Below are 18,163 nucleotides of genomic sequence, written 5' to 3' on the forward strand. Positions count from 1 at the left end.
TTGGCAAGCATATTGATACTAGTTATAGCAGACTAACTAAGTTTTAATTACAGAGGTAAATGTTATGGGAATTTTTTCACGTTTTGCAGATATTGTTAATTCTAATATCAACGCCATTTTAGATAAAGCAGAAGACCCAGAAAAAATGGTTCGTCTGATTATTCAAGAAATGGAAGATACGCTTGTTGAAGTACGTTCTACATCAGCTAAAACATTGGCTGAGAAAAAAGAAATTGTACGCCGTTTAGATACACTTAAAGCGCAGGTAAGTGATTGGCAAGATAAAGCCGAACTGGCTTTAAGTAAAGATCGCGACGATTTAGCGCGTTCAGCCTTACTTGAAAAGCAAAAGTCGGCAGATGCCGTTGCTTCAGTAGCGAGTGAGCTTGAACATGTAGAGTCTCATATTGAGAAATTACAGCAAGAAGTAACGACGCTACAAGAAAAGCTAGCAGATGCTAAATCTCGTCAAAAAGCGATTATACTTCGCCAACGTTCGGCTGAGTCGCGCCTTGAAGTGAAAAAGACACTTGATAGCTCAAAAGTAGAAGAAGCACTTAACCGCTTTGAGCGTTACGAAACCAAAATTGATGGACTAGAATCTCAAATTGAGTCGTACGATTTAGGTAAAAAGACGTTAGCGGATGAAATTGCTAACCTACAAAAAAATGAAAAGATAGATGATGAGCTAGCCGAACTTAAAAAGAAGTTAGCTGATAAATAATTACATATAAAAATATATGGGGCCCTTGTGCCCCAGCTTAAAAACATCAAAACGGATTGTCAGGAGAGGATTATGTTTGATTCAGATGTAATAATTGTTCCATTTGTTATGTTTATGATTTTTGTTGCCCCGCTGTGGTTAATTTTACACTACCGTAGCAAAAAACAAGTAAGCCAAGGGTTAAGTGAACACGAACACCGCCAGTTACTTGAACTAGCGCACAAAGCTGAAAAAATGGCTGATAGAGTAGAAACGCTAGAAGCATTGCTTGATCAAGAGTCACCACAATGGAGACGCAAAGTATGAGTGCCAAACGCGAATTATTAAGAGACCCACAACGCGGTAAAATAGCTGGAGTATGTGCGGGATTAAGTGACTACTTTAATATGGAGTTATGGTTAGTTCGCATTATATTTGTTAGTGCGGTACTGCTAACGGGTGGCCCATTATTTGTGGTAGCGTATATTGCAGCCTGGTTCATTTTAGATAAAAAAGAGCCCGCAACAGCGCAAACAAAAAGCTCAACTAAACATGACGATCCGCTAGAAGTAAAATTTAAAGTATGGCAAAAGGGCGAGCCGCCGCGCCGCGCATTGCAAGATTTAAAAGAGCGTTTAACGCGTGTAGATACTCGCCTTCAAGATATGGAGCGCCATGTAACTTCAAGCGAGTTTACGGTGAGCCGTGAAATTAACAAACTTTAAAGGATTTAATAGCACCTTATTTGCAGCGTGATAAATTACGGCAAATTAGGTGCAAGACACTTTATGAGCCAATCATTTGCAAAAAAGACCTTTAAAAGCATTAAAGGCAAAGCACAAAAAGCCCTTCATCGCAGTTTAGACCAACACGTAAAGCTTGCCGTAACTGGCCTAAGTGGTAGTGGTAAAACTGCCTTTATTACCGCGCTTGTTAAACACTTAACAACCCAAGCGGACGATAAAAACTTACCTTTTTTTGATGTAATGCGCGAGCACCGCCATGTGGCCACTAAAGTTGTGCCGCAAGAGGCGTTAAAAGTCCCTACGTTTAATTATACCCGCGCGCTAAATTCATTATTACCAAGCGATGGGGTGCCTACATGGCCTGCATCTACCGAGCGTATTAATACGCTACGCTTAGCAATAAAGTATCAAAGTAATGCAGGGCTGCGTGGGCACTTTTCACCGCAATCAACGCTTTATTTAGATATTATTGACTACCCGGGTGAATGGCTCCTTGATTTACCTATGCTTGAGCAAAGCTATTCTCAATGGTGCGAGCAGCAATATCCGTTATTAACTCAGCCTTCGCGCGTAAACACATCAAGTGATTTTTTAATGGCCGTTGAGCAACTTGACTTAAACGCTCCCGTTGATGAAAACGCACTTGCTCATATTGCTCAGCTTTATCAAAGCATGTTAGTCGGGCTTAAAAAAGACACCAAACTTGCCATGTTACAACCTGGGCGCATGCTAATGCCAGGTGATTTACAAGGCGCGCCATTGTTATTGTTTTTTCCGGTATCGGGTGAAATAAACAGTGACGATGTCGTTGCGGGTTCTAATTTAGCGCATTTAATTAAGCGTTTTAACGCCTATATAAAAGAAGTCGTAAAACCATTTTATAATGAGCATTTTAGGCACTTCGATCGCCAAATTGTACTTGTAGATGTACTTAGTGCGTTAAACGAAGGGCACGAAACACTCCAAGAGCAAAGCAGTGTAATAAACCAATTACTCGCACACTTTAATTACGGTGAGTCGGGCTTTTTTAAACGTTTATTTAAGCCAAACATAGACAAAATATTATTTGCAGCTAATAAATCAGATCACATAAGTGCAAAACACCATAAAGATTTAGCACTACTACTTGATTCGCTCGTGCATGAGCAAAGTAATCATTTAAAGTTTGATGGTGTAAAAATAGAAACCATGGCTATGTCGTCAATTACAGCAACGCAGCCGCGCCAGATTACCGACAAAGGCCAAACGCTTGACTGCATTTACGGTAAACCGCTAAACGAGCCAGATTGGCTTACGTATTTACCGCCGCAACCTCCCTCGCGAATGCTTAATAAAAATGAGTGGCCAGCACAGGGATTTGAGTTTTTATCGTTTTCTCCAATGCCGAGCCCCGATAAACAACTAAAACATATTCGATTAGATCATGTCATGCAGTACCTGCTAGGAGACAAATTAACATGAGTGAGTCAAACCAACCATTTCAAACAGGGCGTCGTATAGATACGCAAAGCATTGAGCAAAACGAACCCGTTTTAGAACCTGCAAAAATTATTCAGCACGGACAAAGTGATTACGAAGAACTTGAAGATGAAGCACTAGAGCCAGAAATAGATCTAGAACCTGTATACAAAAAGTCAAAGTGGCAAACACTTAAAGGTGTTTTTGCTATTAGTTTTATAGTGCTGGTGCTTTTAGAGTTTGCGTACTCGTTAGTATTTGCTTTCGAGCAGTCAATTATTTTAGGCAGTGTTTATTTAACCGCAGTTGTAAGTGGCGTGCTGCTAATTGGGCGCTTATTGTGGCGAGAGTACCGAATGCTGCGCAGTTTAAAGCGTAACCAATTGCACCGAGTGGAAGCCGACAGGCTTTTAAACAGCGAGCAAGTAGGCGGTGCATTACCTTGGCTCGAAAAGCTTAATAAACATCAGGAGCTTGATAACTTTGAAACCTTTAAAAACCAAGTAGCGATGCATCACAGCGACAAAGAAATAATGACGCTGTACGCCAACAGTTTATTAATAACCCAAGACACCAAAGCTAAAAAGCTTATAAATCGTTTTGCGACTGAATCTGCACTGCTAGTTGCCCTAAGCCCACTTGCGCTGGTGGATATGATGGCTGTGCTTTGGCGTGGTACTAAGTTAATTGAACAAATTGGTAAAATTTATGGCATTGGTTTTGGCTACGCGAGCCGTATAAAGCTGTACCGTATGCTGATAAAACAAGTAATGTTTGTAGGCAGTGCAGAGCTTGTATCTGACCTTGCTGCAACTGCACTAAGTGCTGAGCTTTTAGGTAAGCTTTCGGGGCGGGCAGCGCAAGGGGTCAGCGCCGGTATTTTTACAGCGCGTATTGGTTACAAAGCAATGGAGCTTAGTCGCCCATTACCACGGCTTGAAAACAAACGCAGCTTACTAAAAGGCACTGTGCAAAGCATCGCAGGTAAAATTATGAGCCGTAAAAAGGCGGAACCAACGCAGTAAAATACGAGGGCGTGTTGATCTTTGATGGTTGAATTTGCAGCAGTGTGTTTGGTATTTAGGCAAGGCAGAGCCTATGAAGTGTGGTTATTCCCAATAAATAGGCGATAACGCAGCATAAATGACAAACATGCGCTGCCCGTTGGGTTCTTTCTAGGGACGATAAACTCTTTGTTGCTCGGTTTTTACTTAGCCCACTAGGTTACAAACCTCGCGCCGCGATTTAATCGCCCCTAGATTGAACAAATTTCAATCCGCAAAGGTCAACACGCCCTGGTGGCAATATTTGTGTACAAACGTGCGCTGCATGGTTTTTACACAAATAGCCATCTGAGCATCCGGCATGCTTGCTGTTTGTAAGCGCATACGTTTTGATTGTTGAATCGCAAAAACATAATAATCAAAAAATGAGCCTACAATGAGCAAGCATCATATAAACACCCAGTGTATTCACGGACCACAAAAAGCAAACGACCCGCACGGCGCACTCACTTCTCCTTTGTATCAAACCTCTACCTTTCATTTTGAAAATGCCGCACAAGGTGCTGCGCGTTTTGCAGGCGACGAACCTGGCTATATTTATACGCGCTTAGGAAACCCTACAACCACAGAGCTTGAGCAAAAAGTTGCTCAACTAGAGAGCTGTGAAGCAGCTGCTGCAACCGCAACAGGTATGGGGGCTGTATCAGCCTCAGTACTGAGCTTTTTATCGCAGGGAGATCACCTTGTTGCCTCAAGTGCTTTGTATGGTTGTACCTTTGCGTTTTTCTCGCATATGTTGCCGCGCTGGGGGATCGAAGTCACTTTTGTTGATATGACCAACGAGGACGAACTACGCGCTGCCATCAAACCTAATTCAAAAATGATATTTGTAGAAACGCCAATTAATCCCACTATGGCGGTTATTGATTTGGCACTGATTGGCGCAGTTGCTAAAGAACACAATTTAATTAGTGTGGTCGACAACACCTTTTTAACGCCGCTACTGCAATCGCCTAAAAAATACGGCATCGACATTATAATGCACAGTGCGACCAAGTACTTAAACGGCCACGGAGACGTAGTAGCGGGTATTGTATGTGGATCGCTTGAGCACATAACACACATTAAAATGACCGTATTAAAAGATATTGGTGCAACCATAAGCCCACACGATGCATGGCTAATTAATCGAGGCCTAAAAACACTCGCTATTAGAATAGAACGCCATTGTCAAAGCGCACAAACAATAGCGCAATATCTAGAAGCTCACCCACAAGTAAGCACCGTATATTACCCGGGGCTTAAATCGCACCCAGGTTATAAGTTTATTGGTAATCAAATGAAAGCCGCTGGTGGTGTTATTGCGTTTGAAATAAAAGGCACGCTACATAATGGCGCTCAATTTATTGATAGTATGAAACTTTGTACACTTGCAGTAAGCCTCGGCGACGCTGAAACACTAATTCAGCATCCTGCATCTATGACTCACTCGCCTTATACGCCAGAGGAGCGAGCCGCCGCTGGAATAAGTGATGGGCTGATCAGGCTCTCGGTTGGGCTTGAAGATGTTAACGACATTATTAGTGATTTAGACCAAGCTTTTACTAAAATTGGTTAGATGTACTTAATTGTATACACATAAAAATAAGCTGCAGGCCTTTATTTAAAGGTCTGTATTTCTAATGTGCCACGTGTGTAATTTTAACTTTACGATCTAGTTGATCGCGCTAAATACTGATGTTAGCCTATCTATTAAACTTTTCTTCACTTTTGCATAGTATGGGGTCATTCGATATTCAATAGACTTGAGTATCACACTGACACCGATTTAGGGCTCACACCCAAGAAGGTACTTATGGCTAAAGCAAGTAAATACACATCCAAAACACCAGACGAAAATGGTGTTATACATTGGAGTGATGAAGAAAATAAAATTTGGTCTGAGCTTGTAGCGCGCCAACTTGCGTGCATTGAAGGCAAAGCCTGCGATGAGTACATGCAAGGGTTAAAAAAGATTAACCTGCCGCACGATCGTATTCCGCAGTTAAGCGAGCTAAACGAAGTGTTACTAGCCACTACCGGTTGGCAAGTTGCACCAGTACCTGCGCTTATCGACTTTGATGAGTTTTTTAGATTACTGGCAAACAAGCAGTTTCCGGTAGCTACATTTATTCGTAGCCGCGAAGAATTTGACTACCTACAAGAGCCAGATATTTTTCATGAAATATTTGGCCATTGCGCCATGCTAACTAACCCTGACTTTGCCGAGTTTACGCATAAGTACGGGCAATTAGGTTACGCAGCGCAGAAAAAGGACCGTGTATACCTTGCGCGTATATACTGGTTCACAGTCGAATTTGGTTTAATGCAAACCGAACATGGCCTGCGTATTTACGGCGGCGGTATTTTATCAAGCCCAGGAGAGACTCAGTACGTATACTCAAATACGCCAGAAATCAGTCCAATAAATGTGCTTGATGTACTGCGTACGCCGTACCGTATTGATATTATGCAACCACAGTACTACACCATAAATTCGATTCATGATCTGTTTGATATATCACAAATGGATATTATGACTTTGGTTGAGCGAGCTAAAGAGCTTGGTTTGCACGACCCAAAATTTCCACCAAAAGAAAAATTAGCCAGTTAAATATTAATGCTACAAAAGCTAAAAGTAAGGATTTAGAATGTCTTCATTAAGTGCACAAAAATGCGAAGCCTGTCATGTAGATGCGCCAAAAGTATCTGACGAAGAGTTAGCACAATTAATTACTAAAATCCCAGACTGGGTACCAGAAGTACGCGACGGTATTATGCAGCTTGAACGTGTTTATAAATTTAAAAACTTTAAGCAAGCTATCGCGTTTACTAACAAAGTAGGCGACATGGCAGAAGACGAAGGCCATCACCCAGGTTTATTAACCGAGTGGGGCAAAGTAACGGTTACATGGTGGAGCCATTCAATTAAAGGCCTACACAAAAACGACTTTATTTGCGCAGCTAAAACAGACGACGTATTTAACACGCTGTAATTAAAAATTAATTGAGCAAACTAAAAAGGCACTTTTCAGTGCCTTTTTTATTGCATTAATTGTGTATTAAATACGATGCTTATTTAAGATTTATCGCTATTTAACATGTCATCGTGCTCGGCCATATCCCAAGGTAGCTCACCTGGGCTGTTATCTAAAAAGTGTAAGTAACTCTCAAATTGATCAAGAATATCCTTCACAATATCATCTTCACTGTAACCATACACATCGTAAGATTGCCCACCACGACGTAAGAAAACATCAGCCTTGTAATGCATTTCGGTCTTATCAATATTGGGCTTTAGCTCTGAATAGGCAAAGCTTGGCATTGGGTGTTCGGTTAGACGAATGTCATATACAAAATCAACATGCTCATGGCGTAGCACAGTTAAATGAGCACGGCCTAAGTCGGTATCAAAATCAACCTCTGCATGCCATTGTCGAGCTTTTAATTCAGCCTGAACGGCTTGCATTGCTTGTACCACCACACTACTAATGAAGGTGTGTACTTTTTCTTTATTGGGGTAATTAACCATGGCGGCTAAACGGCGCTTCCAATGAGATAAGTTGATATTACGGCCATTGAGCGCATGTGCTTGTAAACTAGTATCGCGATGGCCTTCAATAATGAGTGCTCGCCAAAGCCCAGCGGTTGCAATAAGCATAATAATCGCAAAGGGTAAGGCACTGGCTATAGTCATAGTTTGTAGCGCACTTAACCCTCCTGCCACTAATAAAACAGCAGCCACAGCGCCCTCTAGCACAGCCCAAAACACGCGTTGCCATGCGGGCGTATTAATATTACCGCCAGAGGCGAGGGAATCAATAACTAATGATCCTGAGTCAGACGAGGTTACAAAAAAGGTAATGATTAGAATAACGGTGAGTAGCGAAATAATAAATGATAGCGGTAGCACCTCAAATAACTGAAACAATGCAACAGCTTGGTTGGCTTGAACATCAGTAATTAAAGTATTGAACCCTTCATTCATTATTAGATTTAACGCGGTATCACCAAACACAGAAAACCACAAAAAGGTAAAAATAGTCGGAACTAACATCACTCCTACAACAAATTGCCTGATGGTTCTGCCGCGGCTAATTTTGGCGATAAACATGCCAACAAATGGCGCCCAAGCAATAGTCCAGCCAAATATAAATAGTGTCCAGTTACCAATCCAATCACTACGGCTATATGCTTGTAAATTAAAAGTACGCTCAACAATACCGCTTAGGTAGCTGCCGGTATTTTGTAAAAACGATTCAAGGATATGAATAGTAGGGCCAATAAAAAATACAAAGGCCATTAATGACACTGCAAGTGTCATGTTTACAATAGATAAGCGCTTTACACCTTTATCCATACCAGCCACTACAGAGAAAGTAGCCGCTGCGGTAATAATGGCAATAGCAGTAATTTGTACAGTGGTATTAATAGGAATACTTGGCCATAAATAATGCAGCCCTGCATTAATTTGGGTAACGGAAAGTCCTAGTGTTGTAGCAATACCAAAGAGCGTGCCTAATATGGCAAACACATCAACAGTGTGACCAATAGGGCCATATATTTTATCACCAATAAGTGGATACAACGCTGAGCGAATCGACAGTGGAAGGCCATGGCGAAATGCAAAATAAGCAAGGACTAAGCCGACAATCCCATAGATTGCCCATATGTGAAAACCCCAATGAAAAAATGCAATTTGCATAGCTTGCTTGGCAGCATCGACGGTTTCTGCTGCGCCCGCGGGCGGAGATGCATAATGGAGTACGGGCTCTGCTACACCAAAATATAGTAATGCGACTCCGTAGCCGGCCGAAAATAGCATGGCAAACCATTCGGCGAAGCTGTATTGTGGCTGCGCATGATCAGGGCCCAGCTTAATATTTCCCCAACTTGAGACTGCAACACAAACGATGAAAACTAAGAAAATCGCGACTGATAACATATAAAACCAGCCAAAGGTTTCTGTTATCCACTTGAGGGTGATACTAAATGCTTGCCCTGCAAGTTCAGGATTGCTACTTGTACCAATTACCAAGAGCAGAATAATAAACACTGCAGGCAAAAATACAGGTAGTAAAATAGTTGAGCGTAAAGCAGTTTTTGTCATATTAATCCTTAATATTGATTGCTAACTTTCAATTATGCTTTACTACCTTATTATATCTTGGGTGCGTTGGCTAATTCAGTCTCTTGTTTAAGATTATCAAATTTTATTGTTGCTACTTATCAAGGTTAAACTAAAGATTAACATTACTTGGGATTTTAAATATGGAATACGTTTATCACTACACTTCTGCAGATGGTTTAAAGGGGATTTTAGAGAGCAAAAGTTTATGGGCTACTAACGCAGAATATCTAAATGATTTTAGAGAAATAAAGCAAGGTATTGATAGAATAAAATCACTCAGAGGGAGTTTGTCTGAGTTTTCACAAATCAAACTCGAAGAAATTTATGCCAAACACAAAAATATACCTTTAGATGTTACCCAAAAAGAAATGCGAAGTAAGGACGTGCATCTCGCAAATCGTTTTTTAAATTTTCTATGGAATATAATTGATAATAATACCATTGATGAAATTTATACCACTTCATTTACAACTAAGCGTGATAGCCTAAACCACTGGCTAACTTACGGGTCAGAGCAAACTTCATATTGCATAAAGTTTAATAAAGAAAATCTATTTGATGATGAGTACTTTAGGCAAAGAAAACTTTTGAGTGGCTATGATGATGTTGATTACCAACCAACTGAGGAAATGCTTCATTCTTTAATTGAAGAACACTATCTGCCTGAGGTTTTAAGTTATGTGTTAGATCCAAATTTAAATGGAAATGATCTAAATGAAAAATGTGCTATTGCTGCAATTGAAATTTTTAATGAAGCGATTTTTAAGATTGCTAGCATAAAAGATCAAGCGTTCGAATATGAAGAAGAGTATCGTTTTACTCTTTTTTACCCTGGTTTAGTCTCATTAAATGAAAATACTGAAAAGGGTTATTTTGATTTTATAGACTCCTCTAATATTGATTTTATAAAGCTTGAAAATGGAGTGAAAGAGTTTTTTCCTTTATGCTACAGAACCCTAAAGTCTGGCATTATAGCCCCATATAGAGCGATACCTTTTCCTAAAAATTCAATTGAAGAAATTATAATAGGACCATCAGAAAATAATGAGTTAGCTGTTAAAGGCTTAAAGTCTTTTTTGAGTTCATTGAATTTTAATGTAGAGGTGTCCAGGACTCAAACTTCATTTAGAAGAATTTAAAAAGCTCTAGACCCAAAGGGCTTAGAGCTTTTCTATATACAATTAAAGTTTAGCTAAAACACTTAACTTCAACGTATCGTTGGGTTTCGTTTCACTCAACTTAACCTACGTGTTACTCATCAATTGAGCGAAGTAGGGCGTTAATGCCTACTTTTTCACGTGTTTGCTTATCTACTTTTTTAACGATGATTGCAGCGTAAAGGCTGTGGGTGCCATCTTTTGACGGTAGTGCGCCTGGTACAACTACTGCGCCTGCTGGTACGCGGCCGTAGTGAATTTCGCCAGTTTCACGGTCGTAAATACGGGTGCTTTGGCTGATGTAAACGCCCATTGAAATTACCGCGCCTTCTTCAACAATTACGCCTTCCACAATTTCAGAACGTGCGCCAATAAAACAGTTGTCTTCAATGATAGTTGGGTTAGCTTGTAGAGGCTCTAAAACGCCGCCTATGCCTACGCCACCTGATAAATGTACGTTCTTACCTATTTGTGCACACGAGCCTACAGTCGCCCATGTATCAACCATAGTGCCGTCGTCAACGTATGCGCCAATGTTTACGTACGATGGCATGAGTACGACGTTTTTACCTACAAAGCTGCCTTTACGCGCTACTGCGTTTGGTACTACGCGCATACCACCTTGCTGAAATTGCTCTGGCGTGTAGTCGCTAAATTTAAGTGGTACTTTGTCGTAAAACTGGTTTACGCCGTCGTTCATTGGTTGGTTGTCGCGAATACGAAACGACAGTAAAACTGCTTTTTTAAGCCACTGGTGTACAACCCATTCACCCGATATTTTTTCAGCAACGCGTGCTGCGCCGCTATCAAGTAAATCAAGTGCGTCAATAATGGCTTGTTTTACGTCGCTTGATACTGTGCTTGGGCTAATGCTATCGCGGTTGTCCCATGCGTTTTCGATCATCGTTTTTAAATCTGACATGTGTGTCCTCTATTCTGTTTCGGCGTTGAATTTTTTACGTAATGCCTGATGAATTTTTGCTTGCTCTTCATCAGTCAGCGCTTGGTATTCGTTATTAGATACGACAAAGAAATCCTCTGCACGTTCACCCACCGTGGTAATACGGGCAGCGTGAATGTGTAGTAAATGCGCTTGGAAAACTTCGGCTATTTTGGTTAGTAAACCTTGTATATCGACGGCTTGAATTTCTATTAAGCTACGGTCTTTGCGTGCATGTGGGCGCAATACAATTTTAGGTTTAATATTAAAATCTTTAAAGCGTTGAGAACGGCTCTTTTTAAAGCGAATTTTTTTACGCGGATCGCTAAGTGCTTGCTCAAGCCCGCGTTTAATTGACTGCGCTCGACCACTTGCAATAGGGTCGCCACTTACTTCAAGTATTACAAAACTAAACAGGACGTAACCGTCTTTTGTGGTCAGTACTTGCGCGTGTTGTATTTGTGCTTTTTTAGAGCCAATTACACTCACTAATCTCGCAAATAGCGCACCAGAGTAGGGGCTGTATACAAATACTTGTGTACCCCCATGCATTGCTTTGTTAGATACAATTACACTGGGTTGGCTTAAATCGGTGCTAGTTAATAAATGCTCACTTTGCCACGATATTTGCTGTTCGCTAAAGGCGGTAAAGTAGTTGGCTTTAAAGCGGCTCCAAATTAAATCAATTTTATTTTCAGGGTAACCTAAGTTGAGTAGACGTTGTTTAGCTTGGTGCTTTTTATCGCGAATTTGGTCGCGCTGATCCATTGGGTTTTCAAGCCCTAAGCGTAATGCGCGTTGCGTGTGCAAGTACAACTCACGCAGTAGGGTGTTTTTCCAATCGTTCCATAAGTTGTCGTTGGTTGCACGGATGTCGGCAACGGTTAAACAATATAAATAGTCGAGTTGGCGTTCTGTTTTAATACGTGTTGCAAAGTCTTTTATTACAGCAGGGTCGTTAATATCTTTACGCTGCGCGGTAACCGACATAAGTAAATGGTTACTTACAAGCCACGCAACTAATTTTGCATCAGAGGATGAAAAGCCATGTAATTTAGCAAAGGCTATAGCATCAACAGCGCCAAGTTCTGAGTGATCTCCCCCTCGTCCTTTAGCAATGTCGTGAAATATACCGGCTAAATAAAGTAGCTCTGGTTTATCCATGCGAGTGACTATTTCACTACAAATAGGAAACTCGCTAATGCCTGTTTTATCAAAGTATTCGTAAATATTTTTGATTAATTTGTGAGTATGCTCATCTACGGTGTAGGCGTGAAACAAATCGAACTGCATTTGTCCAAATATATTACGCCACTGCGGTAAGTAGGCGGCAAGCATGCCGTGCTTGTGCATAAGCGTAAATGCGCGGCCCATACCATTAGGGTGTTTAACTAAGCGTAAAAAGGCTTCACGACAGGCTGCATAATCTTGTAAATCCCCCAATAAACGGCGGCGTACTTGGCGGATTGTACGTATAGTGCTTGGGTAAATATGCGTTATTGCAGGGTTGTCTGCTATGTGCTCAAACAATACAAAAAGTTGGTCACGTCTAAAAAATACAGATGGATCTTTTACGCGTATTTGATGACCCACTTGCTCAAAGTTTCTGTCGAGTACTATCACCGTTTTTTCACTACTTTCGGGCATGATACTTTGCTCAAAGTATGAAAGTAGCATTTGGTTAAGTTCACGAACGCGGCTCATTATTCTAAACAAGCGCTTCATCATACGCTCAACAGAGGCTTTACCGTCGCTACCAAAACCTAAAATTTCGGCTGCTTGTGGTTGATGATCAAACAATAAGCGGTTTTCAGCTCGACCTGCGGCTAGATGCAGTGCAAAGCGAATATTCCATAGGTTTTCTAGGCACTCTGAAAGCTCTTGAAACTCTTCATGGGTTAAGTAGCCGTGACTTATTAACTCTTGTAGGGTTTCGGTTCTAAAGTGCTTTTTTGCAACCCAAATAATAGTTTGCAAGTCGCGCAGGCCACCGGGGTTTTCTTTAATGTTTGGCTCAAGATTATACGCGGTGCCGTGGCACTTTTTGTGACGTAAGTTCTGTTCTTGAACTTTGGCAGTAAAAAACTCACCGGAGCGCCATACGGGTGTTTCTAGAATATGCGTTTTGAGTTTTTCAAACTCAATATGATTACCAAAAATAAGGCGGCTTTCAAGTAAGCTGGTGGCAAAAGTAACGTCTTCACGTTTTTGCTCGATGGCTTGTTCTATCGTGCGCACGCTGTGGCCAATCTCTAAGTTGAGATCCCATAGCATGGTGACAAACTGGCCTATTTTTTCGCATATTTCTTCGCTTGGCGGTTTAGTTACAAGCAATAAAAAGTCGATGTCGGAGTAGGGATGTAGCTCGCCACGTCCGTATCCGCCTACTGCTATTAATGCTAAATCAGGTTCGCGCGCTAAGTCGTAAACATGAAAAAGCTTAATTAGTAGGCGGTCAATAAACTCAGCCCGGGCATTAATTAAATTCCCAACCGGTTGTTTAGAAAATTCGTTATGTAACCATTTATAAAAATAGCTAGAACAATCGCGATAATCACTAAGTTGCTCAGCATCGCTGAGCAACTTTTTTACTTTGTTGGGTAATGCCACGTGGGCTGGCTCCTAATTTCTTATTTATTATTAGTGTTCTATGATCCTGTCGATAGTATCATCTGATCGTAGCGTTAAAATTTCAACACCATTTTCAGTCACTAATAAAGTATGTTCCCACTGTGCAGACAAGCTGCGGTCGCGAGTTACTACAGTCCAATCATCTTTAAGTAGCTTACATTGGCGTTTACCCGCATTAACCATTGGCTCAATTGTTAAGCACATGCCCGCTTTTAAAGTTTCGCCAGTACCCGCTTTACCGTAGTGCATTACTTGTGGTTCTTCATGAAATCCTGCGCCAATACCGTGGCCGCAATATTCACGAACAATAGAGTAATTAAAACTTTCGGCATATTTTTGAATAGCAGAGCCGATATCACCTAAGCGCACACCTGGTTTTACCATTTTAATAGCAAGGTATAAGCTTTCTTGTGTTACTTCTGCAAGACGCTTAGCTTGGATGTTTGGTGTACCAACGTGGAACATTTTAGAAGTATCGCCGTGGTAGCCATCTTTAATGACAGTTACGTCAATATTTACGCTGTCGCCTTCTTTTAATGCTTTGTCATTTGGAATTCCGTGACAAATAACATGATTAACTGACGTACAAACTGATTTTGGAAAGCCATGATAATTTAACGGAGCAGGGATTGCTTGTTGCACATTAACAATATAATCATGACAAAGTGTATTTAGCTCATCGGTGGTAACACCCGGCACTACATGAGGGCCGATCATTTCAAGTACATCGGCCGCTAAGCGCCCAGCTACGCGCATTTTCTCTATTTCTTCAGGGGTCTTGATAATAGCGCTCATTGAGGCTCCAAAGTTGAGTTTCTAACATTTATCGCCGAACAAATTTTGCACGCGACGTTGAGTATTTAATTTTAATATGGTATAAAGCGCGCCGTCTTTTTACAAATAAATTCTTAAATGATTTTTTGTATTTAAGGCAAACACAATTTTATTTTAACACACACACGTATCGTCACATACACTTGGGTGCATTTGAAGTTTAATTACTTCGGTGTTGGTGCTATGGGATATGTGGAGGCCTAACCCTAAACAACTATAGAGGATCTATAAAATGGCAAACGTTTCAATGCGCGATATGCTTCAAGCTGGTGTTCACTTTGGTCACCAAGCACGTTACTGGAACCCTAAGATGAAGCCTTTCATCTTCGGCACACGTAACCGTGTACATATCATCAACCTTGAGCAAACTGTACCAATGTTCAACGACGCACTTAAGTTTTTATCAAGTGCTGCAGCAAACAAAGGTAAAGTTCTTTTCGTTGGTACTAAGCGCGCAGCAAGCGACGCAGTTAAAGCAGCTGCTTTAGAAAGCGATCAGTTCTTCGTAAATCACCGTTGGTTAGGTGGTATGTTGACTAACTGGAAAACTGTACGTCAATCAATCAAGCGTCTTAAAGACCTTGAAGCACAAAGCCAAGACGGTACTTTCGAGAAATTAACTAAGAAAGAAACGTTAATGCTTAACCGCGAAATGGAAAAGCTTGAAAAGAGCCTTGGTGGTATCAAAAACATGGGCGGTCTTCCAGACGCGCTTTTCGTTATCGATGCTGACCACGAGCACATTGCTATCCGTGAAGCAAACAACCTAGGTATCCCTGTTGTTGCAATCGTTGATACTAACTCTAACCCAGACGGCGTTGATTACATCGTTCCTGGTAACGATGATGCTATCCGTGCTGTAAGCCTTTACACTAGCGCTGTTGCAGCTGCTATCACTGAAGGTCGCGAGAATAACATCGTTGCTCAAGCTGAGAAAGACGATTTCGTTGAAGCTGAGTAATTAGCTATCATCAAGTCTTCATCTTTTTAAGGTGAAGACTTGTTATTCTTGTAGAGCGGGTAACCCGCTTATCTAAACCAGATTTCAGATTTCAGATTTGAGGATTTACTAATGGCTGTAACTACTGCCCTAGTTAAAGAATTACGCGAGCGCACAGGCGCTGGCATGATGGATTGTAAAAAAGCGTTAACTGAGACTGATGGCGACATCGAGTTAGCGATTGAAAACATGCGTAAAAGTGGCGCTGCTAAAGCAGCTAAAAAAGCAGGTAACATTGCTGCTGAAGGTACTATCATCATCAAGCAAAACGCTGGTGTTGCAGTACTAGTAGAAGTTAACTGTCAAACAGACTTCGTTGCAAAAGACGTAAGCTTTTTAGCATTTGCTGATAAAGTTGCTGAAGCTGCAATTGCTGACACTCTTACTATCGAAGACTTACAAGCTAAGTTTGAAGAAGACCGTGTTGAGCTAGTAACTAAAATTGGCGAAAACATCAACGTACGTCGTCTGCAGTACATCGCTGGTGAAAACCTAGTTGAGTACCGTCATGGCGACCGTATCGGTGTTGTTGTTGCAGGTGTTGCTGATGAAGAAACACTTAAGCACGTTGCAATGCACGTTGCTGCTTCACGTCCAGAGTACTTAACTCCTTCAGACGTACCAGCTGACGTTGTAGAAAAAGAAAAGCAAGTACAAATCGAAATCGCGATGAATGAAGGCAAGCCTGCTGAAATCGCTGAGAAGATGGTTGTTGGTCGCATGAAAAAATTCACTGGTGAGGTTTCTCTTACTGGTCAAGCTTTCATCATGGAACCTAAAAAATCTGTTGGCGATATTCTTAAAGAGAAAAACGCAACAGTTACTGGCTTTGTACGTGTAGAAGTTGGTGAAGGTATCGAGAAGAAAGAAGAAGATTTTGCTGCTGAAGTTGCTGCTCAAATTGCAGCTGCTAAAGGTCAGTAAGATTAACTATTTGTGATGCAAAAGGAAATTAGATGCAATTAAAGTACTATTTGGTTTTGCTTCACAGCTAGAAATTCTTTAAAATAACCGCGCTTTTATGTTTAACATAAGCGCGGTTATTTTTTATCCATAATTCAATAAAAGTTGGCCCCTATACTATGACTATCAATCGCAAACCTATTTTTAGACGTGTTCTTCTCAAATTAAGTGGTGAAGCTTTAATGGGAGACGAAGGCTTCGGCATCGACCCTAAAGTTTTAGACCGTATGGCACAAGAAATTAAAGAGCTAGTAGAGCTTGACGTAGAAGTGGGTTTAGTTATTGGTGGAGGTAACTTTTTACGTGGTGGTTCACTTGCAGAAGCAGGTATGAACCGCGTAGTAGGCGACCACATGGGTATGCTTGCAACGGTTATGAATGGCCTTGCAATGCGTGATGCGCTACACCGTGCATTTGTAAACTGTCGTTTAATGTCGGCTATTCCGCTAAATGGTGTATGTGACGCTTATAACTGGGCTGAAGCAATTAGTTTATTGAAAACTGGCCGCGTTGTTATTTTTGCAGCGGGCACTGGTAACCCATTTTTTACTACCGATTCTGCAGCGTGTTTACGCGGTATCGAAATTGAAGCGGATACAGTAATTAAAGCGACTAAAGTGGATGGCGTGTACAGTGATGATCCTGTTAAAAACCCAGAAGCGACGCTTTACAGCCACTTAAGCTACAATGAAATCATTGAAAAAGAATTAAAAGTTATGGATTTAGCGGCATTTACTCTAGCCCGCGATCACAATATGCCATTGAGCGTATTTAATATGAATAAATCAGGCGCGCTAAAACGCGTAATTATGGGTGAAGAAGAAGGAACACTTATTTCTTCACAAGCCTCAGATGAAATAATCAAATAATTAGGATTAAACCGTGATTAACGATATTCAAAAAGACGCGCAAGCGCGCATGCAAAAAAGTGTAACTGCACTAGGTAGCCAATTATCTAAAATTCGTACTGGCCGTGCACATCCTGCAATCCTAGATGGCATTATGGTGTCGTACTACGGTGCACCAACGCCTTTAAACCAAGTTGCTAACGTAACAATTGAAGATTCTCGTACACTTGCTATTGGTGTATTTGATAAGTCTTTAGCGCAAGCTGTTGAAAAAGCAATTATGGCGTCTGACTTAGGTTTAAACCCTATGTCGGCAGGTACTGTTATTCGTGTACCACTTCCTCCACTTACAGAAGAGCGTCGTAAAGACCTAATCAAAATTGTACGTGGCGAAGTTGAAGGCGGTCGTGTTGCTATTCGAAACATTCGTCGTGATGCTAATGGCGATGTAAAAGGTTTATTAAAAGATAAAGAAATATCTGAAGATGAAGCGCGTCAATCAGATGATGCGATTCAAAAACTTACAGATAGGTTTATCAAAGAAATGGATACTCTATTAGCTGCTAAAGAAGCAGAGTTAATGGAAATCTAAGTAGGGCCTGTTTATCTTTTGAGGTTGAATTTGCAGTAGTGTGTTTGGTTTTAAGGCAAGGCAGAGCCTACGTAGTGTGGTTATTTCCCATTATTAGGCGATAGCAATGCATAAAAT

At 41.1% G+C, this 18,163-nt stretch carries 17 protein-coding genes; 13 read left to right on the forward strand and 4 right to left on the reverse strand.

Going from position 1 to position 18,163, the window contains the following annotated elements; translation table 11 throughout:
• Nucleotides 1-64: 64 nt before the first annotated feature.
• From pspA to JG479_RS05175, 8 genes are all read left to right on the forward strand, one after another.
• Nucleotides 65-724 carry a phage shock protein PspA gene (pspA, locus tag JG479_RS05140; protein WP_007376832.1) on the forward strand — a complete coding sequence of 220 codons (660 nt, stop codon included), beginning with the start codon at nt 65-67 and terminating at the stop codon, nt 722-724.
• Between the two features lie 72 nt (nt 725-796).
• Nucleotides 797-1,030 carry an envelope stress response membrane protein PspB gene (gene pspB, locus JG479_RS05145; RefSeq protein ID WP_008168589.1) on the forward strand — a complete coding sequence of 78 codons (234 nt, stop codon included), beginning with the start codon at nt 797-799 and terminating at the stop codon, nt 1,028-1,030.
• Nucleotides 1,027-1,428, forward strand: a complete 402-nt coding sequence (gene pspC / locus JG479_RS05150) for an envelope stress response membrane protein PspC (RefSeq protein WP_024590986.1) — start codon at nt 1,027-1,029, stop codon at nt 1,426-1,428. Before pspB ends, pspC begins: the two co-directional genes overlap by 4 nt.
• A 63-nt stretch (nt 1,429-1,491) precedes the next feature.
• Nucleotides 1,492-2,910, forward strand: a complete 1,419-nt coding sequence (locus JG479_RS05155; RefSeq protein WP_200220077.1) for a YcjX family protein — start codon at nt 1,492-1,494, stop codon at nt 2,908-2,910.
• Complete coding sequence (locus JG479_RS05160; RefSeq protein WP_200220078.1) at nt 2,907-3,932, forward strand: TIGR01620 family protein; 1,026 nt, start codon at nt 2,907-2,909, stop codon at nt 3,930-3,932. Before JG479_RS05155 ends, JG479_RS05160 begins: the two co-directional genes overlap by 4 nt.
• Before the next feature lie 415 nt (nt 3,933-4,347).
• Entirely contained in the window at nt 4,348-5,529 is a 1,182-nt protein-coding gene (gene megL / locus JG479_RS05165) for a methionine gamma-lyase (protein WP_200220079.1), read from the forward strand.
• 237 nt (nt 5,530-5,766) lie between these two features.
• Nucleotides 5,767-6,564, forward strand: a complete 798-nt coding sequence (gene phhA, locus JG479_RS05170; RefSeq protein WP_200220080.1) for a phenylalanine 4-monooxygenase — start codon at nt 5,767-5,769, stop codon at nt 6,562-6,564.
• Between the two features lie 37 nt (nt 6,565-6,601).
• Nucleotides 6,602-6,946 carry a 4a-hydroxytetrahydrobiopterin dehydratase gene (locus JG479_RS05175; protein ID WP_197184173.1) on the forward strand — a complete coding sequence of 115 codons (345 nt, stop codon included), beginning with the start codon at nt 6,602-6,604 and terminating at the stop codon, nt 6,944-6,946.
• Between the two features lie 83 nt (nt 6,947-7,029).
• Here the strand turns inward: JG479_RS05175 and JG479_RS05180 are convergent, their stop codons facing one another.
• Complete coding sequence (locus tag JG479_RS05180) at nt 7,030-9,060, reverse strand: BCCT family transporter (RefSeq protein ID WP_200220081.1); 2,031 nt, start codon at nt 9,058-9,060, stop codon at nt 7,030-7,032.
• 161 nt (nt 9,061-9,221) lie between these two features.
• Here JG479_RS05180 and JG479_RS05185 point away from each other — a divergent pair, with 161 nt between their 5' ends.
• The gene (locus tag JG479_RS05185) at nt 9,222-10,220 is read left to right on the forward strand and encodes a DUF2971 domain-containing protein (protein ID WP_138488755.1); all 999 of its coding nucleotides are present in this window, start codon (nt 9,222-9,224) and stop codon (nt 10,218-10,220) included.
• 112 nt (nt 10,221-10,332) lie between these two features.
• Here the strand turns inward: JG479_RS05185 and dapD are convergent, their stop codons facing one another.
• From dapD to map, 3 genes are read right to left on the reverse strand one after another with little or no spacing between them, the layout of a single operon-like run.
• Nucleotides 10,333-11,160: a 2,3,4,5-tetrahydropyridine-2,6-dicarboxylate N-succinyltransferase gene (dapD, locus tag JG479_RS05190; RefSeq protein ID WP_002958324.1), complete on the reverse strand. Its 828-nt coding sequence runs from the start codon at nt 11,158-11,160 to the stop codon at nt 10,333-10,335.
• A gap of 9 nt (nt 11,161-11,169) precedes the next feature.
• Nucleotides 11,170-13,788: a [protein-PII] uridylyltransferase gene (gene glnD, locus JG479_RS05195; protein WP_002958323.1), complete on the reverse strand. Its 2,619-nt coding sequence runs from the start codon at nt 13,786-13,788 to the stop codon at nt 11,170-11,172.
• Between the two features lie 30 nt (nt 13,789-13,818).
• Nucleotides 13,819-14,604, reverse strand: coding sequence for a type I methionyl aminopeptidase (gene map / locus JG479_RS05200; protein WP_002958322.1), 786 nt, complete (start codon nt 14,602-14,604; stop codon nt 13,819-13,821).
• A gap of 271 nt (nt 14,605-14,875) precedes the next feature.
• Here map and rpsB point away from each other — a divergent pair, with 271 nt between their 5' ends.
• The 4 genes from rpsB to frr all read left to right on the forward strand — a co-directional run bounded on the left by rpsB (nt 14,876) and on the right by frr (nt 18,046).
• A complete protein-coding gene (rpsB, locus tag JG479_RS05205; RefSeq protein ID WP_002958321.1) occupies nt 14,876-15,604 on the forward strand; it encodes a 30S ribosomal protein S2 in 729 nt (242 codons plus the stop codon).
• Between the two features lie 111 nt (nt 15,605-15,715).
• Entirely contained in the window at nt 15,716-16,567 is an 852-nt protein-coding gene (gene tsf / locus JG479_RS05210; RefSeq protein WP_002958320.1) for a translation elongation factor Ts, read from the forward strand.
• A gap of 158 nt (nt 16,568-16,725) precedes the next feature.
• The gene (gene pyrH / locus JG479_RS05215; RefSeq protein ID WP_024596498.1) at nt 16,726-17,475 is read left to right on the forward strand and encodes a UMP kinase; all 750 of its coding nucleotides are present in this window, start codon (nt 16,726-16,728) and stop codon (nt 17,473-17,475) included.
• A gap of 49 nt (nt 17,476-17,524) precedes the next feature.
• On the forward strand, nt 17,525-18,046 hold the full coding sequence (gene frr, locus JG479_RS05220; protein WP_442793208.1) for a ribosome recycling factor: 522 nt from the start codon (nt 17,525-17,527) through the stop codon (nt 18,044-18,046).
• Nucleotides 18,047-18,163 lie beyond the last annotated feature (117 nt).

The sequence above is a fragment of the Pseudoalteromonas sp. LC2018020214 genome (assembly GCF_016598755.1).
Classification (GTDB): Bacteria; Pseudomonadota; Gammaproteobacteria; order Enterobacterales; family Alteromonadaceae; genus Pseudoalteromonas; species Pseudoalteromonas distincta.